The sequence below is a fragment of the Enterococcus dispar ATCC 51266 genome (genome assembly GCF_000406945.1).
Lineage (GTDB): Bacteria > Bacillota > Bacilli > Lactobacillales > Enterococcaceae > Enterococcus_C > Enterococcus_C dispar.
Genome location: NZ_KE136354.1, coordinates 748,456 through 764,578, shown reverse-complemented (window position 1 = coordinate 764,578; position 16,123 = coordinate 748,456). Strand labels below are relative to the sequence as shown.

At 36.6% G+C, this 16,123-nt stretch carries 15 protein-coding genes; 5 read left to right on the top strand and 10 right to left on the bottom strand.

Translation table 11 applies throughout. From position 1 onward, the window contains the following. Window positions 1-14 precede the first annotated feature (14 nt). Window positions 15-1,481 (bottom strand): alpha-amylase, encoded by a 1,467-nt coding sequence (locus RK01_RS03670; RefSeq protein WP_016171930.1) that lies wholly within the window; start codon window positions 1,479-1,481, stop codon window positions 15-17. A 194-nt stretch (window positions 1,482-1,675) separates the two neighbouring features. On the opposite strand from RK01_RS03670, the gene RK01_RS03665 reads away from it, so the two are divergent. Genes RK01_RS03665 through RK01_RS03655 form a run of 3 tightly spaced genes read left to right on the top strand, consistent with a single transcriptional unit; the run spans window position 1,676 to window position 5,311 of the window. Continuing rightward, window positions 1,676-2,431: a DeoR/GlpR family DNA-binding transcription regulator gene (locus RK01_RS03665; protein ID WP_016171929.1), complete on the top strand. Its 756-nt coding sequence runs from the start codon at window positions 1,676-1,678 to the stop codon at window positions 2,429-2,431. Beyond that, window positions 2,428-3,345 (top strand): 1-phosphofructokinase, encoded by a 918-nt coding sequence (gene pfkB, locus RK01_RS03660; protein WP_016171928.1) that lies wholly within the window; start codon window positions 2,428-2,430, stop codon window positions 3,343-3,345. The genes RK01_RS03665 and pfkB overlap by 4 nt, the downstream gene beginning before the upstream one ends. A gap of 46 nt (window positions 3,346-3,391) precedes the next feature. Continuing rightward, entirely contained in the window at window positions 3,392-5,311 is a 1,920-nt protein-coding gene (locus RK01_RS03655) for a PTS fructose transporter subunit IIABC (protein ID WP_016171927.1), read from the top strand. 219 nt (window positions 5,312-5,530) lie between these two features. Here the strand turns inward: RK01_RS03655 and RK01_RS03650 are convergent, their stop codons facing one another. Together RK01_RS03650 and RK01_RS03645 are read right to left on the bottom strand one after the other, a co-directional pair. Beyond that, window positions 5,531-5,731 carry a hypothetical protein gene (locus tag RK01_RS03650; RefSeq protein ID WP_016171926.1) on the bottom strand — a complete coding sequence of 67 codons (201 nt, stop codon included), beginning with the start codon at window positions 5,729-5,731 and terminating at the stop codon, window positions 5,531-5,533. A 3-nt stretch (window positions 5,732-5,734) separates the two neighbouring features. Beyond that, on the bottom strand, window positions 5,735-7,069 hold the full coding sequence (locus tag RK01_RS03645) for a hypothetical protein (RefSeq protein ID WP_016171925.1): 1,335 nt from the start codon (window positions 7,067-7,069) through the stop codon (window positions 5,735-5,737). A 131-nt stretch (window positions 7,070-7,200) separates the two neighbouring features. Here RK01_RS03645 and RK01_RS13680 point away from each other — a divergent pair, with 131 nt between their 5' ends. Further along, window positions 7,201-7,359: an SPJ_0845 family protein gene (locus RK01_RS13680; protein WP_016171924.1), complete on the top strand. Its 159-nt coding sequence runs from the start codon at window positions 7,201-7,203 to the stop codon at window positions 7,357-7,359. Window positions 7,360-7,368: 9 nt separating this feature from the next. Here the strand turns inward: RK01_RS13680 and yihA are convergent, their stop codons facing one another. The 7 genes from yihA to RK01_RS03610 all read right to left on the bottom strand — a co-directional run bounded on the left by yihA (window position 7,369) and on the right by RK01_RS03610 (window position 13,878). Next, on the bottom strand, window positions 7,369-7,953 hold the full coding sequence (gene yihA / locus RK01_RS03640; RefSeq protein ID WP_016171923.1) for a ribosome biogenesis GTP-binding protein YihA/YsxC: 585 nt from the start codon (window positions 7,951-7,953) through the stop codon (window positions 7,369-7,371). Window positions 7,954-8,025: 72 nt separating this feature from the next. Next, on the bottom strand, window positions 8,026-9,264 hold the full coding sequence (gene clpX, locus RK01_RS03635; protein WP_016171922.1) for an ATP-dependent Clp protease ATP-binding subunit ClpX: 1,239 nt from the start codon (window positions 9,262-9,264) through the stop codon (window positions 8,026-8,028). Window positions 9,265-9,564: 300 nt separating this feature from the next. Then, window positions 9,565-10,848 carry a trigger factor gene (gene tig, locus RK01_RS03630; protein WP_016171921.1) on the bottom strand — a complete coding sequence of 428 codons (1,284 nt, stop codon included), beginning with the start codon at window positions 10,846-10,848 and terminating at the stop codon, window positions 9,565-9,567. Between the two features lie 117 nt (window positions 10,849-10,965). Then, complete coding sequence (locus RK01_RS03625) at window positions 10,966-11,913, bottom strand: hypothetical protein (protein WP_016171920.1); 948 nt, start codon at window positions 11,911-11,913, stop codon at window positions 10,966-10,968. A gap of 25 nt (window positions 11,914-11,938) precedes the next feature. Beyond that, entirely contained in the window at window positions 11,939-12,541 is a 603-nt protein-coding gene (locus RK01_RS03620) for an RDD family protein (RefSeq protein ID WP_244874950.1), read from the bottom strand. After that, entirely contained in the window at window positions 12,534-13,565 is a 1,032-nt protein-coding gene (gene sppA, locus RK01_RS03615; RefSeq protein ID WP_016171918.1) for a signal peptide peptidase SppA, read from the bottom strand. The genes RK01_RS03620 and sppA overlap by 8 nt, the downstream gene beginning before the upstream one ends. A 22-nt stretch (window positions 13,566-13,587) precedes the next feature. Continuing rightward, on the bottom strand, window positions 13,588-13,878 hold the full coding sequence (locus RK01_RS03610; RefSeq protein WP_016171917.1) for a hypothetical protein: 291 nt from the start codon (window positions 13,876-13,878) through the stop codon (window positions 13,588-13,590). Window positions 13,879-14,267: 389 nt separating this feature from the next. Here RK01_RS03610 and glmS point away from each other — a divergent pair, with 389 nt between their 5' ends. After that, on the top strand, window positions 14,268-16,073 hold the full coding sequence (gene glmS / locus RK01_RS03605) for a glutamine--fructose-6-phosphate transaminase (isomerizing) (protein ID WP_016171916.1): 1,806 nt from the start codon (window positions 14,268-14,270) through the stop codon (window positions 16,071-16,073). Window positions 16,074-16,123 lie beyond the last annotated feature (50 nt).

The following is a 16,123-nucleotide window of genomic DNA, read 5'->3' as shown; positions in this document are numbered from 1 at the left end:
TCTCCCCTCTTTTCTTATTGTTCCCAAATCATCTCAGCAACTTCTTCATTGACATAAACAGAAACTTGACCCCCATTTACCGGGAATATGCCTCGACCGTTTTCATCCAAGACAACTTTTGTATTATTATTTTTTAACACATCTACAAAAGTTTTGCCCGCATGAATCGCACTAATCGTCATCTCTTTTTGATTGGCATCCGTATTGGTTAAAACTACCGCAAACCCAGATAGCTCTTTTTCAAAATCACCGGTGTGTACCCAGCCAATGCAGTTAGGGTCGTCAAAATAATCCACTTCATTGCCATATGCCAAATGTTCTCTAATTTTTAGCAAATATTCCAGACTTTCGCCCACCGCCCCAACTTCTTGCGTTGGAATACCATATAAATCACCCCAAAAAACTGTCGGCGTGCCAATTTTACGTAATAAAATTAATGCGTAGGCATGCACTTTGAACCAGCCATCAACCCAAGATTCCAAACTTTGACCTTTTTGTGTATCGTGATTATCGACAAAAGTAACAGCATAATCTGGTCTTGACTCAACTAAAGTTCCCGTAAAGATCTCGCGTAAATCAAATTCACCATTGCTTCTACTTGCGCGATACAAATTGAAATGAAGTGGCACATCAAATAAATAAATTAAATTTCCAGACGAATCGATATAATTTTCCAACTTATCAAGTTCATCAGTCCAATACTCGCCAACAACAAAAAGTGGGGATTCCTTTTCTTTTCTTCGGCGTAATAACCAATCCACAAAAAAATCAAATTGAATGTGTTTTACAGCATCCAACCGAAAACCATCTACATTAGTCTCAGCCAAAAACCATTTTCCCCATTGATCTAACTGTTCAATTGTCTCTTCATACGTCATGTCTAAGTTACAACCCATCAAATAATCAAAGTTGCCATTTTCTGAATCAACATCTGAAACCCAGCCTTTATCTGCAATATTAAAAATTGCGTGATCTTTATTATGCGCATCATAATCAACGCCGGAAAAATTGCGCCAAGTCCAAACATAATCACTATATTTTCCTTTTCGTCCCGGAAATGTAAAACGCGTCCAGGCTTCAATTTCTTCTTCATCACTAATTTGCTGATTACGGTTATCCCAACTATATTTAACAGCCGAAACTTTCTCTGTTTCATCTGCTCCCATAAAGTGATTAAAAACAATGTCCGCATAAACTTCAATTTCATTATTTTGTAGTTTCTTTATTGTTGCTAGATATTCCTCTTTGGTACCGTATTTGGTGGGAACTGTCCCTTTTTGCTCAAATTCACCTAAATCATATAAATCATACGTGCCATATCCCACATCATTAACTCCCGCTGATCCTTTTGCTGCCGGCGGTAACCATAATGCATTAATGCCTAATTTTTTTAAATAATCTATTTGTTCTCCTAATAAGTTCCAATGGTTACTATTTGCTTCTAATTCCCATTGAAATGCCTGTAATAAAGTTCTCTTCATATTTACCAACACCCTTCTACTTATAATTAAGCCAAAAAACACATTCTTTTTCAATTGTTAACCCTTCCAGCATTGAAGTTTCCTAAATTAGCAAGCTTGAAACGAGTCGATGAATTATTTTGAACGTTTTTGACTGATTGTAGTTGAATTTGAATGAACAACATGCTATTATATGGTCGAAGGAGGAATTGTAAATGCTTACAGAAGAAAGACAACAAAAAATTTTGCAACTCCTTACGCAAAATAATATCATCAAATTACATGAGCTAACAAACTTATTAGATGCATCTGAATCCACAATCCGGCGTGATTTACAAGAGTTGGAAAATCAGAAATTATTAATTCGCGTTCACGGTGGAGCTAAAAGAATAGGCCAACACATCGGGTTTGAAGCAGACATGCAGACAAAATCAAAGGAAAATGTTCTTGCTAAGCAAGTGATTGCCAAATTAGCTGCAGCTCAAATAAAAAATGATGATGTCATTTACTTAGATGCTGGTAGTAGTACATTGGAATTAATCCCCTTGCTTCCAACAGGTACGCCGCTAAAAGTCGTCACCAATTCCGTCAAACACGCAGCTCAGTTAATTGATTTAAATATTGACACAATTATATTAGGGGGAACAATTAAACTATCCACCAATGCCACATTGGGTAATACTAGTCTAAAACAGCTTCAAGAGTTCAATTTCAACAAAGCTTTTTTAGGAATCAACGGCATTGATTTAGCAGCTGGTCTAACAACACCCGATCCAGAAGAAGCCATTTTGAAAAAAGTTGCGCTTTTACAAGCTGAAGAAGGTTTTATCTTGGCCGATCACAGCAAATTCAACCAAATTAGTTTTGCAAAAGTAGCACCTCTTGAAGCTGTGACAATCTTAACTGACTATTGTCCACAAGAACACGCTGAAATGTATCACGATGTCAAAATATTGGAGGCAAAAATATGATTCACACAGTTACACTCAATCCTTCCATCGACTATATTGTCCACGTCGAAGATTTAAAAATCGGCGAAGTAAATCGAATGAAAAAAGACCTAAAATTACCCGGTGGCAAAGGAATTAACGTTTCACGCATTTTAAAAAGAATTGGCGTTGATAATAATGCACTAGGTTTTTTAGGTGGCTTTACCGGAAACTTTATTGCCGATTGGTTAAAACAAGAAAACATTGCACAAAACTTTACTAGAATTGAAGATGATACCCGTATCAATATCAAATTAAAAGCGGAATCTGAAACTGAAATTAACGGCTTAGGCCCTGCTATTCACACTGTTGACATCGCTGATTTAAAATCACAACTCACAAAAATTTCTCAAGATGATATTGTGGTTTTATCAGGAAGTGCACCAGCTAGTTTACCTAGTGGTTTTTACCAAAAGTTAATTCAATTAGTGAAAGAAAAGCAAGCAGAATTTGTAATTGATACCACAGGTCAAGATTTAATGAATGCATTAACGAGTGAACCCTTATTAGTCAAACCCAACAACCACGAATTAGCAGAAGCTTACCAAACTACTTTCAATAGCATTGCTGATATCGTGCCATATGGCAAAAAATTACTTGTTGCTGGCGCTAAAAACGCCATTATCTCTATGGCTGGAGACGGAGCTTTACTCTTTACCAACGAGGGTGTGTATCAATCCAATGTCTTAAAACGTCCTCTAAAAAATTCAGTTGGTGCAGGGGATTCCATGATTGCCGGTTTTATTGGTGAATATAGTCAAAGTCAAGATGCTATCGCCGCCTTTAAATGGGGAGTGGCTTGTGGCAGTGCTACCGCATTTTCTGATGATTTAGCACAAGCTCCTTTCATTAAAGAATTATTGGCTGAAGTTGTGGTTGAAAAAATTGCCGATTAAATTCAGTTAAAAATAAGACACTGTTGCAAAATTAAGGAGGAAAACAATGAATATCAATGAATTATTGATTAAAGATGCCATGATTATGGATCTTCAGGCAACTGACAAAAAAGGCGCAATCGATGAAATGGTCCAAAAAATGTATGATGTTGGTCGTATCTCTGATATCCAAACTTACAAAGAAGGAATTTTGGCCCGTGAAGCGCAAACATCAACTGGATTAGGTGACGGGATTGCAATGCCCCACGCTAAAAATAAAGCGGTCAAAGAAGCAACGGTTCTCTTTGCTAAAAGTACCAAAGGCGTTGACTATGCATCATTAGATGGACAACCAACTTATCTCTTTTTTATGATTGCTGCTCCAGAAGGCGCAAATGACACTCACTTGCAAGCCTTAGCTGCTCTTTCACGTCTCTTAATCGATGCCGATTTTGTGGCACGATTAAAATCGGCAACAACACCCGATGAAGTACAACAACTTTTTGCTAATACAGAAGCTCAAAAAGAAGCTGAAGCGTTAGCTGAGAAAAAAGCCGCTGAAGAAGAAGAACTGAAAAGTTTTAACCGCAAATATATTGTTGCCGTTACTGCTTGTCCAACAGGTATTGCTCACACCTACATGGCAGAAGATGCTTTGAAAAAACAAGCCAAAGAAATGGGTGTCGACATTAAAGTCGAGACAAATGGTTCAGAAGGAATTAAAAACCGTCTAACAGCAGAAGATATCGCACGAGCAGATGGTGTTATTGTTGCAGCGGATAAAAATGTTGAAATGGATCGCTTTGATGGTAAACATTTAGTTAATCGCCCAGTCAGTGATGGAATTCGTAAACCAGAAAACTTGATTAATGAAGCCTTAAGCGGTACTGCTCCAGTCTTTAAAGGCGATGGTTCAAGTTCGAGTGATTCCAAAGAAAGTGCTGATGGTACGGTTGGCCAACGCATTTACAAAGACTTAATGAATGGTGTTTCCCACATGCTGCCATTTGTAATTGGTGGCGGGATTGCAATTGCCCTATCCTTTATGATTGACCAATTCATGGGTGTGCCCCAGGATAGTTTAGCCCAACTGGGTAATTACAATATGCAAGCTTCATGGTTCAACCAAATTGGTAATGCTGCTTTTGGCTTTATGCTCCCTGTTCTTGCAGGTTTTATCGCTTCAAGTATTGCTGATCGTCCTGGTTTGATTGTGGGTTTTGCCGCAGGTGCTTTAGCTAATGCTGGAGGTGCTGGTTTCTTAGGAGCATTAATCGGTGGTTTCCTTGGCGGTTACGTTATTTTATTTTTACGTAAACTCTTCAAGAACTTACCAAAATCATTGGATGGCATCAAAACAATTTTGTTCTACCCTGTTTTTGGTCTGTTAATTACCGGCTTTTTGATGTTGATTATCAACGTCCCAATGAAAGTTATCAATGATGCATTAAACAGTTTCTTAACAGGCTTAAGCGGATCAAACGCTGCATTATTAGGTGCGTTACTTGCCGGTATGATGGCAGCTGACTTAGGCGGTCCAATTAACAAAGCAGCTTATGTATTTGGTACAGCAACGTTAGCTACTACGGTTGCTTCTGGTGGGAGTGTTGTAATGGCTTCTGTTATGGCCGGCGGTATGGTGCCTCCATTAGCAATTTTTGTCGCTACCCGCTTATTCAAAAATAAATTTACCAAAGATCAACAAGATGCAGGTTTAACAAACATTGTGATGGGACTATCCTTTGTAACAGAAGGATCAATTCCATTTGCAGCAGCTGACCCATTGCGGGCCATCCCAAGTTTTATCGTTGGTTCAGCGATTACCGGAGCGCTTGTAGGTGCCAAAGATATTCTATTACTTGCACCCCACGGTGGTATTTTCGTAGTCTTCTTAGTCAGCAATCCGATTCTTTATTTAGTCTTTATCGCAATTGGTGCTGTTATTTCCGGTGTGATTTTCGGACTATTGAAAAAAGATATTCATTAAAATAAGAATATGAAAAACGTCAAAAATCAGCTATCTAAGTTGATTTTTGACGTTTTCTTTATAGAATTCACAAGAAATAATCCGATATATCAATATTGTTACTGTGTAGCTGCATAAACATACGCTCAGTGAAATTAAGTCAAAATTATAAGAATTTTGAAGAACAATTCACAAGATCTTGTCTTATTGCTTAAGAGCTGAATGAGTCCGTTCCATTTTTTATTCTTCGCGGTGTGCTTTGATTTTTTGAACTTCCAATTTCACTTCTAATTTCCAATAGTTATAAATACATAAACAACTGCCAAGCAAAATAATCCCCAAGGCTAATGGAATCTTCATGAAAAAATCGGGTAATAGTAGTAACAATACCGTTAGCGCTCCTGTTGGCAACATATATTTTTTAAACAATAAATCTTCCATTATTTAACCCCCCACACGACTGATTTCACTAGTATTTTTCATTATTGAAAATGGAACAAAATTGACTCTTAGATGATTCTTGTCTTTCTTTATATCAAAAAAAACACGCTGTTTTCGTTTTTTTAAGCGGGTAAAATGAATATCAACCATTTTTTCTTTCAACACTTTATATGGTATTTTGGTTAAAAATTCATCTGGCAGATAAATATTTAGTACTGCTAAGTATTCATGGTACCTTTCATCTGTCACATTAATCTCCAAATAATTTCGCAAATAAAATTCATAAGCACAAAGGCCTTCGTCCAAAGAGTATTGCGGATTTAGAACTAAATAATTCATCATTTTCATCCCTTGTTCATCTACCCAAGGAAAATAAGCTTGCGCATTTAAAACGCCTTTCACTCGTCGTTCTTGATAATTGTCATGAACTAGATCATAGACGCGCGTAACAAAATGAGTTGCTTCTTTTTTGGGTGTCGGCTGCAGACGATCATTTTGATATTGAACAGTTTGAATGATGTTATCCGTGTATGCATACTCAATTAACGGTTCTCGCAAAATTCCTACTCCGTTATCCCAGGCGAGTTGATCAATCCCCATTTGATCGCGAAATAGTCGCTGATAATCCAAATTTATTTTTTCTTGCCAACGATAAGGGTCTTTGTATAATTCAACAAACCAGACATCTTCTGCAACTTTAGTAACTTGCTCCACTTGTTGAACCTCTTCTACTACCCCCAGAGGAATAATTTTATGATACCGAGCGCTGAAATATATTCGCCAACAAGAGGTTAAACAAAAGCCGCGATAAAAAATATCATATCCCGCAAATTGATTACAATCTACTACTGTTTCATTTTCTTTATTACGAATTTTGGGTAATTTTTCAATTTGTTCTGATGTTTGAAATTCCAGCCGCATTTCAATTTTATCAGTATTATGATATAAATATTCGTCATAGCTACGCAAATAACCAAATAGTCCCCGTTTGCTCATTTTGATATCCAGATAATTAAGAATCATTTGTTTCTGCCTCAAAAAAATCTCTTGTGAAACTAAATGTTTTTCTAATAAATTACCATCAACTAAATGAAAATAAGATTCGTTGGGACCGTTTTTTACAATAAATTCTAAATCTTCATGTTCCGTTAACTTGTTTAGGAGCTGATGCACTTTCTGCAGTGAAAAGGGCTGGATTTCTTCATGGTTGACTACCATTTGTTTGGGTTGATAAAGGAGACGAATAAAAACAAGCCAATCTTGCAGGTGGCGCTTAATCATTTGATCATTCAAATTAATATATTGCACTGTAACGAACATTTTATTTGTCAGTTTCATAATCTCACCGCCTTTTAATGTTTCTATAATTTTATTATAACGAATAATGGGATTAAAAAAAAGTAAAAAGGAATCACTTTTTCTTAATAAAAAAAGAGAAACATGTTAAACTCTATGTGGAGGTGGCACAAATGGGGCTAAAATTCGAACGAGATGATTCTTTAGATAAAATGTTTGATGACTTTGTCATTATGCCGGATAAAAAAGAAGAAGTAGACGTGACCCGCTTCTTAAAACCAGAAAACAAAGACAAAAAAAAGAATAAAAAAACAGAGTCGAATCAGAAATGATTCGACTCTTTATTTTATAGCGGCCTCAATGGCAGCCCATGCTTCATCTTTACCTTCTTTTGTTACCGAAGAAAAAATAATGAAAGTATCAGATTTATCAAAATCTAATGCTTTTTTTATTACGGATTCGTGTTTATTCCATTTACCTCGTGGAATTTTATCCGCTTTCGTTGCCACCACTATCACAGGTAAATCGTAATACTTTAAAAACTGATACATTTGAATATCCTCTTGGCTGGGTTCATGACGCATATCAACTAATGAAACTACAGCTCGTAATTGTTCACGTTGTGTAAGATAAGTTTCTATCATCTGGCCCCATTTTGCTCGTTCCGTTTTTGAAACCTTGGCGTATCCATATCCGGGTACATCTACGAAATGCAAAATATTTTCAATCAGATAAAAATTGAGTGTCTGAGTTTTACCTGGCTTAGAAGAAGTTCTAGCAAGATTTTTACGGGCAATTAGGGTATTGATAAAGGAAGATTTCCCTACATTTGAACGTCCTGCTAAAGCGATTTCTGGTAAGTCAGTTTCGGGATATTGCTTGGGAGAAACGGCGCTGATCACGATTTCTGCATTATGAACTTTCATCGACTTCACTCCTTTTTCTAAAATTATTCCGCTCAAACCAAAAGCTGGGTATAAAACCCAGCTTTTAGCATATTATCCGGCTTTTTTTTCAGCATAAATTACTTTTGGTGTTCCATTACCTGTAACTGAATCTTCCGTTACGATAACTTCTTTAATATCTTCATCGCTGGGTACATCAAACATCACGTCCATCATAATATCTTCAATAATGGACCGTAACCCCCGTGCTCCTGTATTTCGTTCAATCGCTTTGGCCGCGATAGCTTTTAGCGCTGCTGGTTCAAAAGTTAACTCAGTTTCATCTAATGACATTAGTTTTTTATATTGTTTCACTAATGCATTTTTAGGCTCCGTTAAGATTCGAACCAAATCATCATTGGTCAATTTATCCAAAGCAGCCATAACTGGCAAACGCCCAATAAATTCTGGAATTAAACCAAATTTCAATAAGTCTTCAGGAATAATATGTTGCATAACACTTTCATCATCCCCAATTTTCTTATTGTTGGTACCAAAACCAATAATTTTTTCACCCATACGATTTTTTACGATAGTTTCAATTCCATCAAAGGCACCACCGACAATAAATAAAATGTTGGTGGTATCAATTTGAATCATTTCTTGATGAGGATGTTTGCGCCCACCTTGAGGAGGAACACTTGCTTCTGTTCCTTCTAAAATTTTTAATAACGCTTGTTGCACACCTTCACCCGAAACATCTCGGGTAATCGAAACATTTTCACTTTTACGCGCAATTTTATCGATTTCATCAATATAAATAATCCCTTTTTGTGCTCGTTCAACATTGAAATCAGCTGCTTGTAATAATTTCAATAAAATATTTTCGACATCTTCACCTACGTAACCTGCTTCAGTTAAACTGGTAGCATCTGCGATTGCAAAGGGAACATTTAGAGAGCGTGCCAATGTTTGGGCTAGGAAAGTTTTCCCAGAACCAGTTGGTCCAATCAAGCAGATATTACTTTTTTGCAACTCCACTTCATCTTCTACACTCTCAGCATTTACCCGTTTGTAATGATTGTAAACCGCAACTGACAATGCTTTTTTAGCACGGTCCTGCCCTATTACATACTCATTCAAAATAGCTAATATTTCTTTTGGTTTAGGTACATCGATGAATTCCCGCACATCTTCATCCAGGAATTCTTCGTCAATGATCTCTTTGCATAAGTCGATACACTCGTTACAAATGTAGACCCCGGGACCGGCGACGATCTTACGTACTTCTTCTTGTGATTTCCCACAAAATGAACAACGTACAGTTTCATTTCCGCTAGTGTTGTCGTACATGGTCTCACCCCTTGAAAAATTTCCGTACTCTTAACGAGTGATGGATAACTGATTTAAACAGTCTTAGACTATGATAGCATACAATTTGCCAAAGCAAAAGTAGTTGCGTTTATTGTTTCAAAAGATCACCGTTTATGGGAATTTATCCCTACCCTTTTTACTTTAGCAAATAATATTCACAGTTTCGGTTAATCCTACTTAGATAGGAATCCTATTCTATTATTGCTTTTTTGCCTCACTGATAAAATTTAAAACAAAAAAAGCCGTCAGCCAAAGCCAACGACTCAAAATGCAAAAAAATTATTTTTCAACTGCAGTTCCAGTTACAAGTTCGACTGCTTTTTTCATTGTAATATCATGTTTCAACATATCTTCTGTTAAGACGCGTTTGATTTGGTCAACTGGCATGTTGTAAGCTTCAGACAACTCAGCGATTTCTTTTTCAACGTCTTCTTCTGTTGCTTCCAAGTTTTCAGCAGCAGCAATTGCTTCAATTACTAAGTTTGTTTTCACGCGGTTTTCAGCTTCACCTTCAAATTGTTTGTGTAAGTCGGCTTCAGTTGAACCAGTTAATTGATAGTACATTTCAGGTGCAATACCTTGGCGTTGCATGTTGTTTAAGAATTCGTCCATTGAACGGTGTACTTCGTCATGAACCATTACATGTGGCAAGTCAAGAATTTCAGCATTTTCCACAGCAGTGCGAATAGCTAATTCATCTTTTGCATCTTCAGCTGCTTTTTCTTTTGCTTCCGTTAATTCTTTCATGTATTTTTCTTTTAATTCAGCTAAAGTTTCAACGTTTTCGTCAACGTCTTTGGCAAATTCATCATCCAATTCAGGTAATTCTTTTGCTTTTACTTCATGAACAACTACTTTAAAGTTTGCTTCTTTACCAGCTAAATCTTCTGCTTGGTAGTCTTCAGGGAACGTCACGGTAACATCTACGTTATCGCCAGCTTTATGATCGACTAATTGTTCTTCAAAACCAGGAATGAATGAACCAGAACCTAATTCTAATGAATAGTTTTCGCCTTTGCCGCCTTCAAATGCAACGCCATCAACAAAACCTTCAAAGTCGATGATAACAGTATCGCCATTGACAGCTGCTTCGTCTTCTTTAATCACTAGTTCTGCTTGTTGTTCTTGTTCTTGTTTTAATTTTGCGTCAACATCTTCAGCTGTAACTGTGCGATCTTGTTTTTCAACAGTTAAGTCTTTATAATCCCCTAATTTTACTTCAGGTTTTACAGTAACTTCTGCCTTAATTACCCAATCTTGACCTTTTTCCATGCTATCAATGTCAATTTTTGGTTGTGAAACAGGATCGATTCCTGCTTCTTTAACTGCTGCTTCGTAATTTTCTGGTAAAACAGCGTTTAATGCATCTTCATACAATGCTTCTTCGCCATACATACGGTTAAATACTTGACGTGAAACTTTCCCTTTACGGAAGCCAGGTACGTTTAAGCTGCCTTTTACTTTATTGAATGCTTGTGTCAAGCCTTTTTGAATTTCAGCTTGATCAATTGAAAATGTCAATACACCATCATTGGTGCCAGTTTTTTCCCATTTTGCAGTCATGTGTTTCCCTCCGAATAAACTAATTTTACTATGAAATACTTTCATGCATACTTTTAAATAGTACACTAACCCTTATGAATTGTAAACATTTTAAGGTTATGGAAAGTAAAAAAAACTTCAGAAAATTTCTTGATAGATTTGGCGAATTTTTTCTTTTTGAAGATTAATTTTTGAAAGTTCGCCTAGGCTTTTTTCAGCAGTAACATCTCCCATTAACCTTTGGTATTCTAAGACATAGCTCTGAGCCCATAACATTGTATTTTCTGCAAAAGGGACAAATGGATATGTTAGTGCCAAATGCGTCTTCAATTCAGCGATACAATACTCCGCCATTTGAACATTCTTTGCAGCAATTTCAGACTCAAAATAATGTTGTAGTTTTTTAAAAGCCGGTAAATCTTCTGGTAATAGCAGAGTCTTTAGATCCAATTGATAACCAATTTCTAACCAACTATTGGTTAGGATAGTTTTATCACAACCTAATAATACCAGTTCTTCAATTAAGCGCGGTCGTAAAAAATTATTGTTACTTGCAGGTAAAAAATCTTGCATCAAAGCCACAAATTGAGGATAAGTTAACTGATGCTGAAACTCATCCCACGCAGCAGACGGCATAGGTGTTTGCTTTTTATCCCAACGTTTTAATAATTGTCGCTTAACTTGTAAACTTTCTGGATCAAGCAAATCGATGGCTAATTCCAGCTGTTCTACTTGTTGAGTTAAAGTACGTTTTTTTTCCTTTGTCAACAATACGCTTTGAGAGATAACTTTACGTGCAATTAAAAACTGTTGATTTAATAATAAAATGCGAACATATTGTGTTAAAGCTGCTTCTGTGCTTTGATATTCCTCTGAAAAATCTTGCGCCACTTGAAGGGCAGCCTCAAAATCTTCTAATTTCAGTAAAGCTGCCACATATAATTGATTGACTGAAAAAGACATTTCCATTTCATAGGCTTTTTTAAAGTAACCACACGCGGTTAAATACTCTTTTTGTTCTATCGCTTTTTGGCCTAAGCGTATGCTACGTTCTAATTCATCCGGAAAGACAATTTTTTCTCCCATCTTTTACACCTGCTCCTATTGCAAATTAAGCCCGTATTTCTTTGTTAAAAGCTTTTAATACATTAATCGTAACGACAGAAGTATCTGAAAAGTGGTCGCCCACATGTTGTTTGTGATCAGTAAAAGCTGCTACCACATAGCCTAGTATAAAAGGAAATCCTTTCAGGATAAAACGGCAAACGGTTTCTCTTATAATAACCGTAGTCCATGACAACTCGGATTGTGTTAGCGAAACCACACGAATGCCAAAAATCATTTTACCAATTGTTTGCCCATGGTTAAGTTTTGTCAGTAAAGTAAAATAGCTCAAATAGACTGCTAAAGCTAGTAAAGAAGATAAACTCAAAAAGCTAGTCGCTATTTCTACTCCGACAATACGATATACCAAACCAATCGTACCATTTGTTACAGCATTCACACATAATAAATCCACGAGATACGAAAAAAAGCGAATCCAAAAACCCGCGTAAAAATAATTGGGAAAATAATTTTGTTTATCAGGCTGTTCATTTATCAAAGGGCGCCATTGTTGCTGTTTTTTCTCAATTTCTGTTGCACTTAGTTTTTCTTTTTCTTGAGCTGTTTTAAAAATTTTAGGTCCTTGTACTTTATCACTCAATTTATTCACCTCCATAATAATAAAGAGGTTTAGGCGCTTGGGCATTTCCAAGGGATTCAAAAAGATGTAATACTTTACTGCTTTCACTTGGAGCAAGTCCTTGCCATTGGGCCACTTTACTGCCTAACCAAGAAGAATAAAAACCAGTATCGCCAACTGTGTACTCAATTACTTGGGCATCTTCCAATTTTTTATCTTTTTTCAATGCAGCTAACGTATCTTCAGGAAACCCAATTTCATCCACTAAACCGATAGTTTTAGCTTGCGCACCATCATAAATGCGACCATCCGCAATTTTACGAACCGCATCTTCTGACATATGCCGACCTGTAGCTACCACTTTGACAAAACGGTCATAGGCATTGTTAACATAGGTTTGCAATACTTCTTTATCTTTTTCAGTTGGTTTACGCGTCGCCGAGCCCATATCTTTTAGCGCCCCACTTTTATATGTTTGATCGGTAATGCCTAATTTTTCCATTAAACCACTGTAGTTGACGCCAGACATAATCACTCCGATTGATCCTGTCACAGTTTCGTCAGTAGCAAAAATTTTATCTGCAGCAGCTGAAATGTAATAGCCTCCACTTGCAGCCATATTTTTCATGCTGACGTACACGGGAATATTTAATTTTTTGATCTTCGTAAACTCTTTGGCAATTTCAGCACTCTCATACACCCCGCCACCAGGAGAATTAACTTCTAATAAGATACCTTTAATGCTTTTATCTGTTTGAATTTCTTTTAACTGTGCTAAAAAATCTTGATGACTGTAAGTTTCAGTCGAAAAAATCCCACCTGAGCCTGTATCGGCTATAGTGCCATCAAGTGTTAATTTTGCAATTTGCTGGGTGCCGTTACCTTCTTCAATCACTTCTTTTTCCATCTGGTTTGAACCATACAGCAATGCATTTAATCCAGCCAACGCTTTTTGCGTATCTTCACTATTATGGGTTGCAACACGGGAAGATACAGCTGAAAACACAAATAACCCCACTGCAATCACTACAGCAATCCATCTTCTTTTATTCATTTCGTTTACTCCCTACTCTTTTTTAATATTGATTTTCAATGACAATAACCGTTTCTTCTTCTCCTGTAGCGTTCACCTTTTCAGCTTTTTCCTCTAAAGCAAAACCACCAAAATATTCTTTACTCACCGGGTCTTGTACCTGAAAATAGCGTGCCTTTTTTATCGCAATACTTTCTGGAGCCACTTCTTGTAAACTATCCCAGCCTGTATCAATAAAAACTTTTGTGTTATCGTCTACAGCTTCTGCCGCTTCTAATTTTGCTACAGCTGCTTTTAACTGTTTAAAACTCATACAACGTACCATATTTTCCATAATATCCTCCTCAATCTCCAAAAACTGATTTTTTATCAGTTTGGTTGTCGCTTTATAATACAATCGATCACCCTGATATCATTGTAGCGAAAAGCTTTCAAAAAAAACAGTTATTAATAAATAATTTTGTTAATTAAGATTGAAAATGGCAGACTGAATTTTTACAACGTATATTGGTTTCAAAAAATCAAACATATACCAATTAAAAATATTCAAAATTATTTGTTGACAAAAACGTTAATAAATAATATCATTTTTGTTGTCTTATTAATTAGACCAATAATTATATATCTATACCAATAAAATTGGTCTAATCTAATTATTTGAAATTTGGACGGAGCATGTTATAGAAAAGAAAACATCCCCGTTATCAGAAAGAGGTTTTTTATATGTGTGGAATCGTCGGAGTTGTTGGAAAAAACGATGCAACAACAATCATTTTAAATGGCTTAAAACGTCTTGAATATCGCGGGTATGACTCCGCAGGTATTTATGTAGCTGGAGATGACAGCCATTTAGTAAAATCTACTGGACCGATCAAAAATTTGGAAGCAAAATTAAATCCTACGATTACGGGTACAATTGGAATTGGCCATACACGTTGGGCTACTCATGGTAAACCAACAGAAGAAAATGCTCATCCTCATACGAGTCAAAACGGGGAACTTGTGTTAGTTCATAATGGTGTCATCGAAAATTATGATGACTTACGTCAAACTTATTTAGCTGCGGATACATTTTATGGTCAAACCGATACAGAAATTGCCGTTCATTTGGTTGCCCACTTTAAAAATGAAGGTCTGCAAACAAAAGCGGCCTTCAAAAAGGCATTGACACTAATTGAAGGTTCTTATGCCTTTGCTTTAATCGATACAACGGACAATGAAACAATTTATGTCGCAAAAAATAAAAGCCCTCTTCTAATTGGCTTAGGGAAAGGTTTTAATGTATTATGTAGCGATGCTTTAGCAATGTTAGACCAAACAAGTCGTTTTATGGAATTAATGGATGGCGAAATGGTTACATTAACAGCTGAAAAAGCTACAATTGAAAATGCCGAGGGAAAAATTATCGAACGTGATTTTTATGTGGCTGAACTTGATGCCAGTGATATTGAAAAAGGAACATATCCTTATTACATGTTAAAAGAAATTGATGAACAACCAGTCGTAATGCGCAAAATTGTTCAAAAATATCAAAATGATGATGGATCCATTGCGGTGGACCAAAACTTGTTAACGACTTTAAAAAATAGTGATCGCATCTATATCGTGGCCTGTGGCACAAGCAGTCATGCGGGTTGGGCAGCCAAGAAATTTTTCGAGAACCTAACTCAATTACCGGTAGAAATCCACTTATCAAGTGAATTTGGCTACAACATGCCGCTATTATCACAAAAACCATTTTTTATTTATTTAAGCCAAAGCGGTGAAACAGCTGATAGTCGTCAAGTGCTAGTCAAAACCAATGAGTTGGGACATCCTTCGTTAACCATTACGAATGCGGCAGGTTCAACTTTATCTCGTGAGGCAAACTACACGTTATTACTTCATGCCGGCCCTGAAATAGCTGTGGCTTCAACAAAAGCTTATACTGCTCAAATTGCCGTTATGGCAGTTCTAGCCAAAGCACTAGGCGTAGAAAAAGGAATTCCAGCTGCCCTTCATTTTGATTTATTCCATGAATTAGGATTAATCGCAACTGCTATGGAAACGATGATTAACGAAAAAGAACTCTTAGCTGATTTAACGCAGGAATACTTAACTAATACCCGCAACGCTTTTTATATTGGTCGCGGGAATGATTATTACGTCTCCATGGAAGCAGCCTTAAAGTTAAAAGAAATTTCTTATATTCAAGCAGAAGGATTTGCAGCTGGGGAGTTAAAGCATGGCACAATTGCTCTAATCGAAGAAGGGACACCTGTAATTGGCATCATTACCGATGCTGTTACTGGACCTCATACCAGAGGGAATTTGCAAGAAGTAAAAAGTCGGGGGGCCAACACATTGGTCATTGCCACTGAAGAGATGGCAAAACCAGAAGATCAAATTCTATTGCCTAATATCCACCCCTTACTAAGTAGTTTATTGGCCGTAGTTCCAACCCAATTAATCGCTTATTTCGCTACCTTACAAAGAGGTTATGATGTTGATAAGCCCCGAAATTTAGCTAAATCTGTTACTGTCGAATAATTTTTTAACCGTATACTTGAGTGTGTGCGGTTTTTTTCTACCCTTATTTC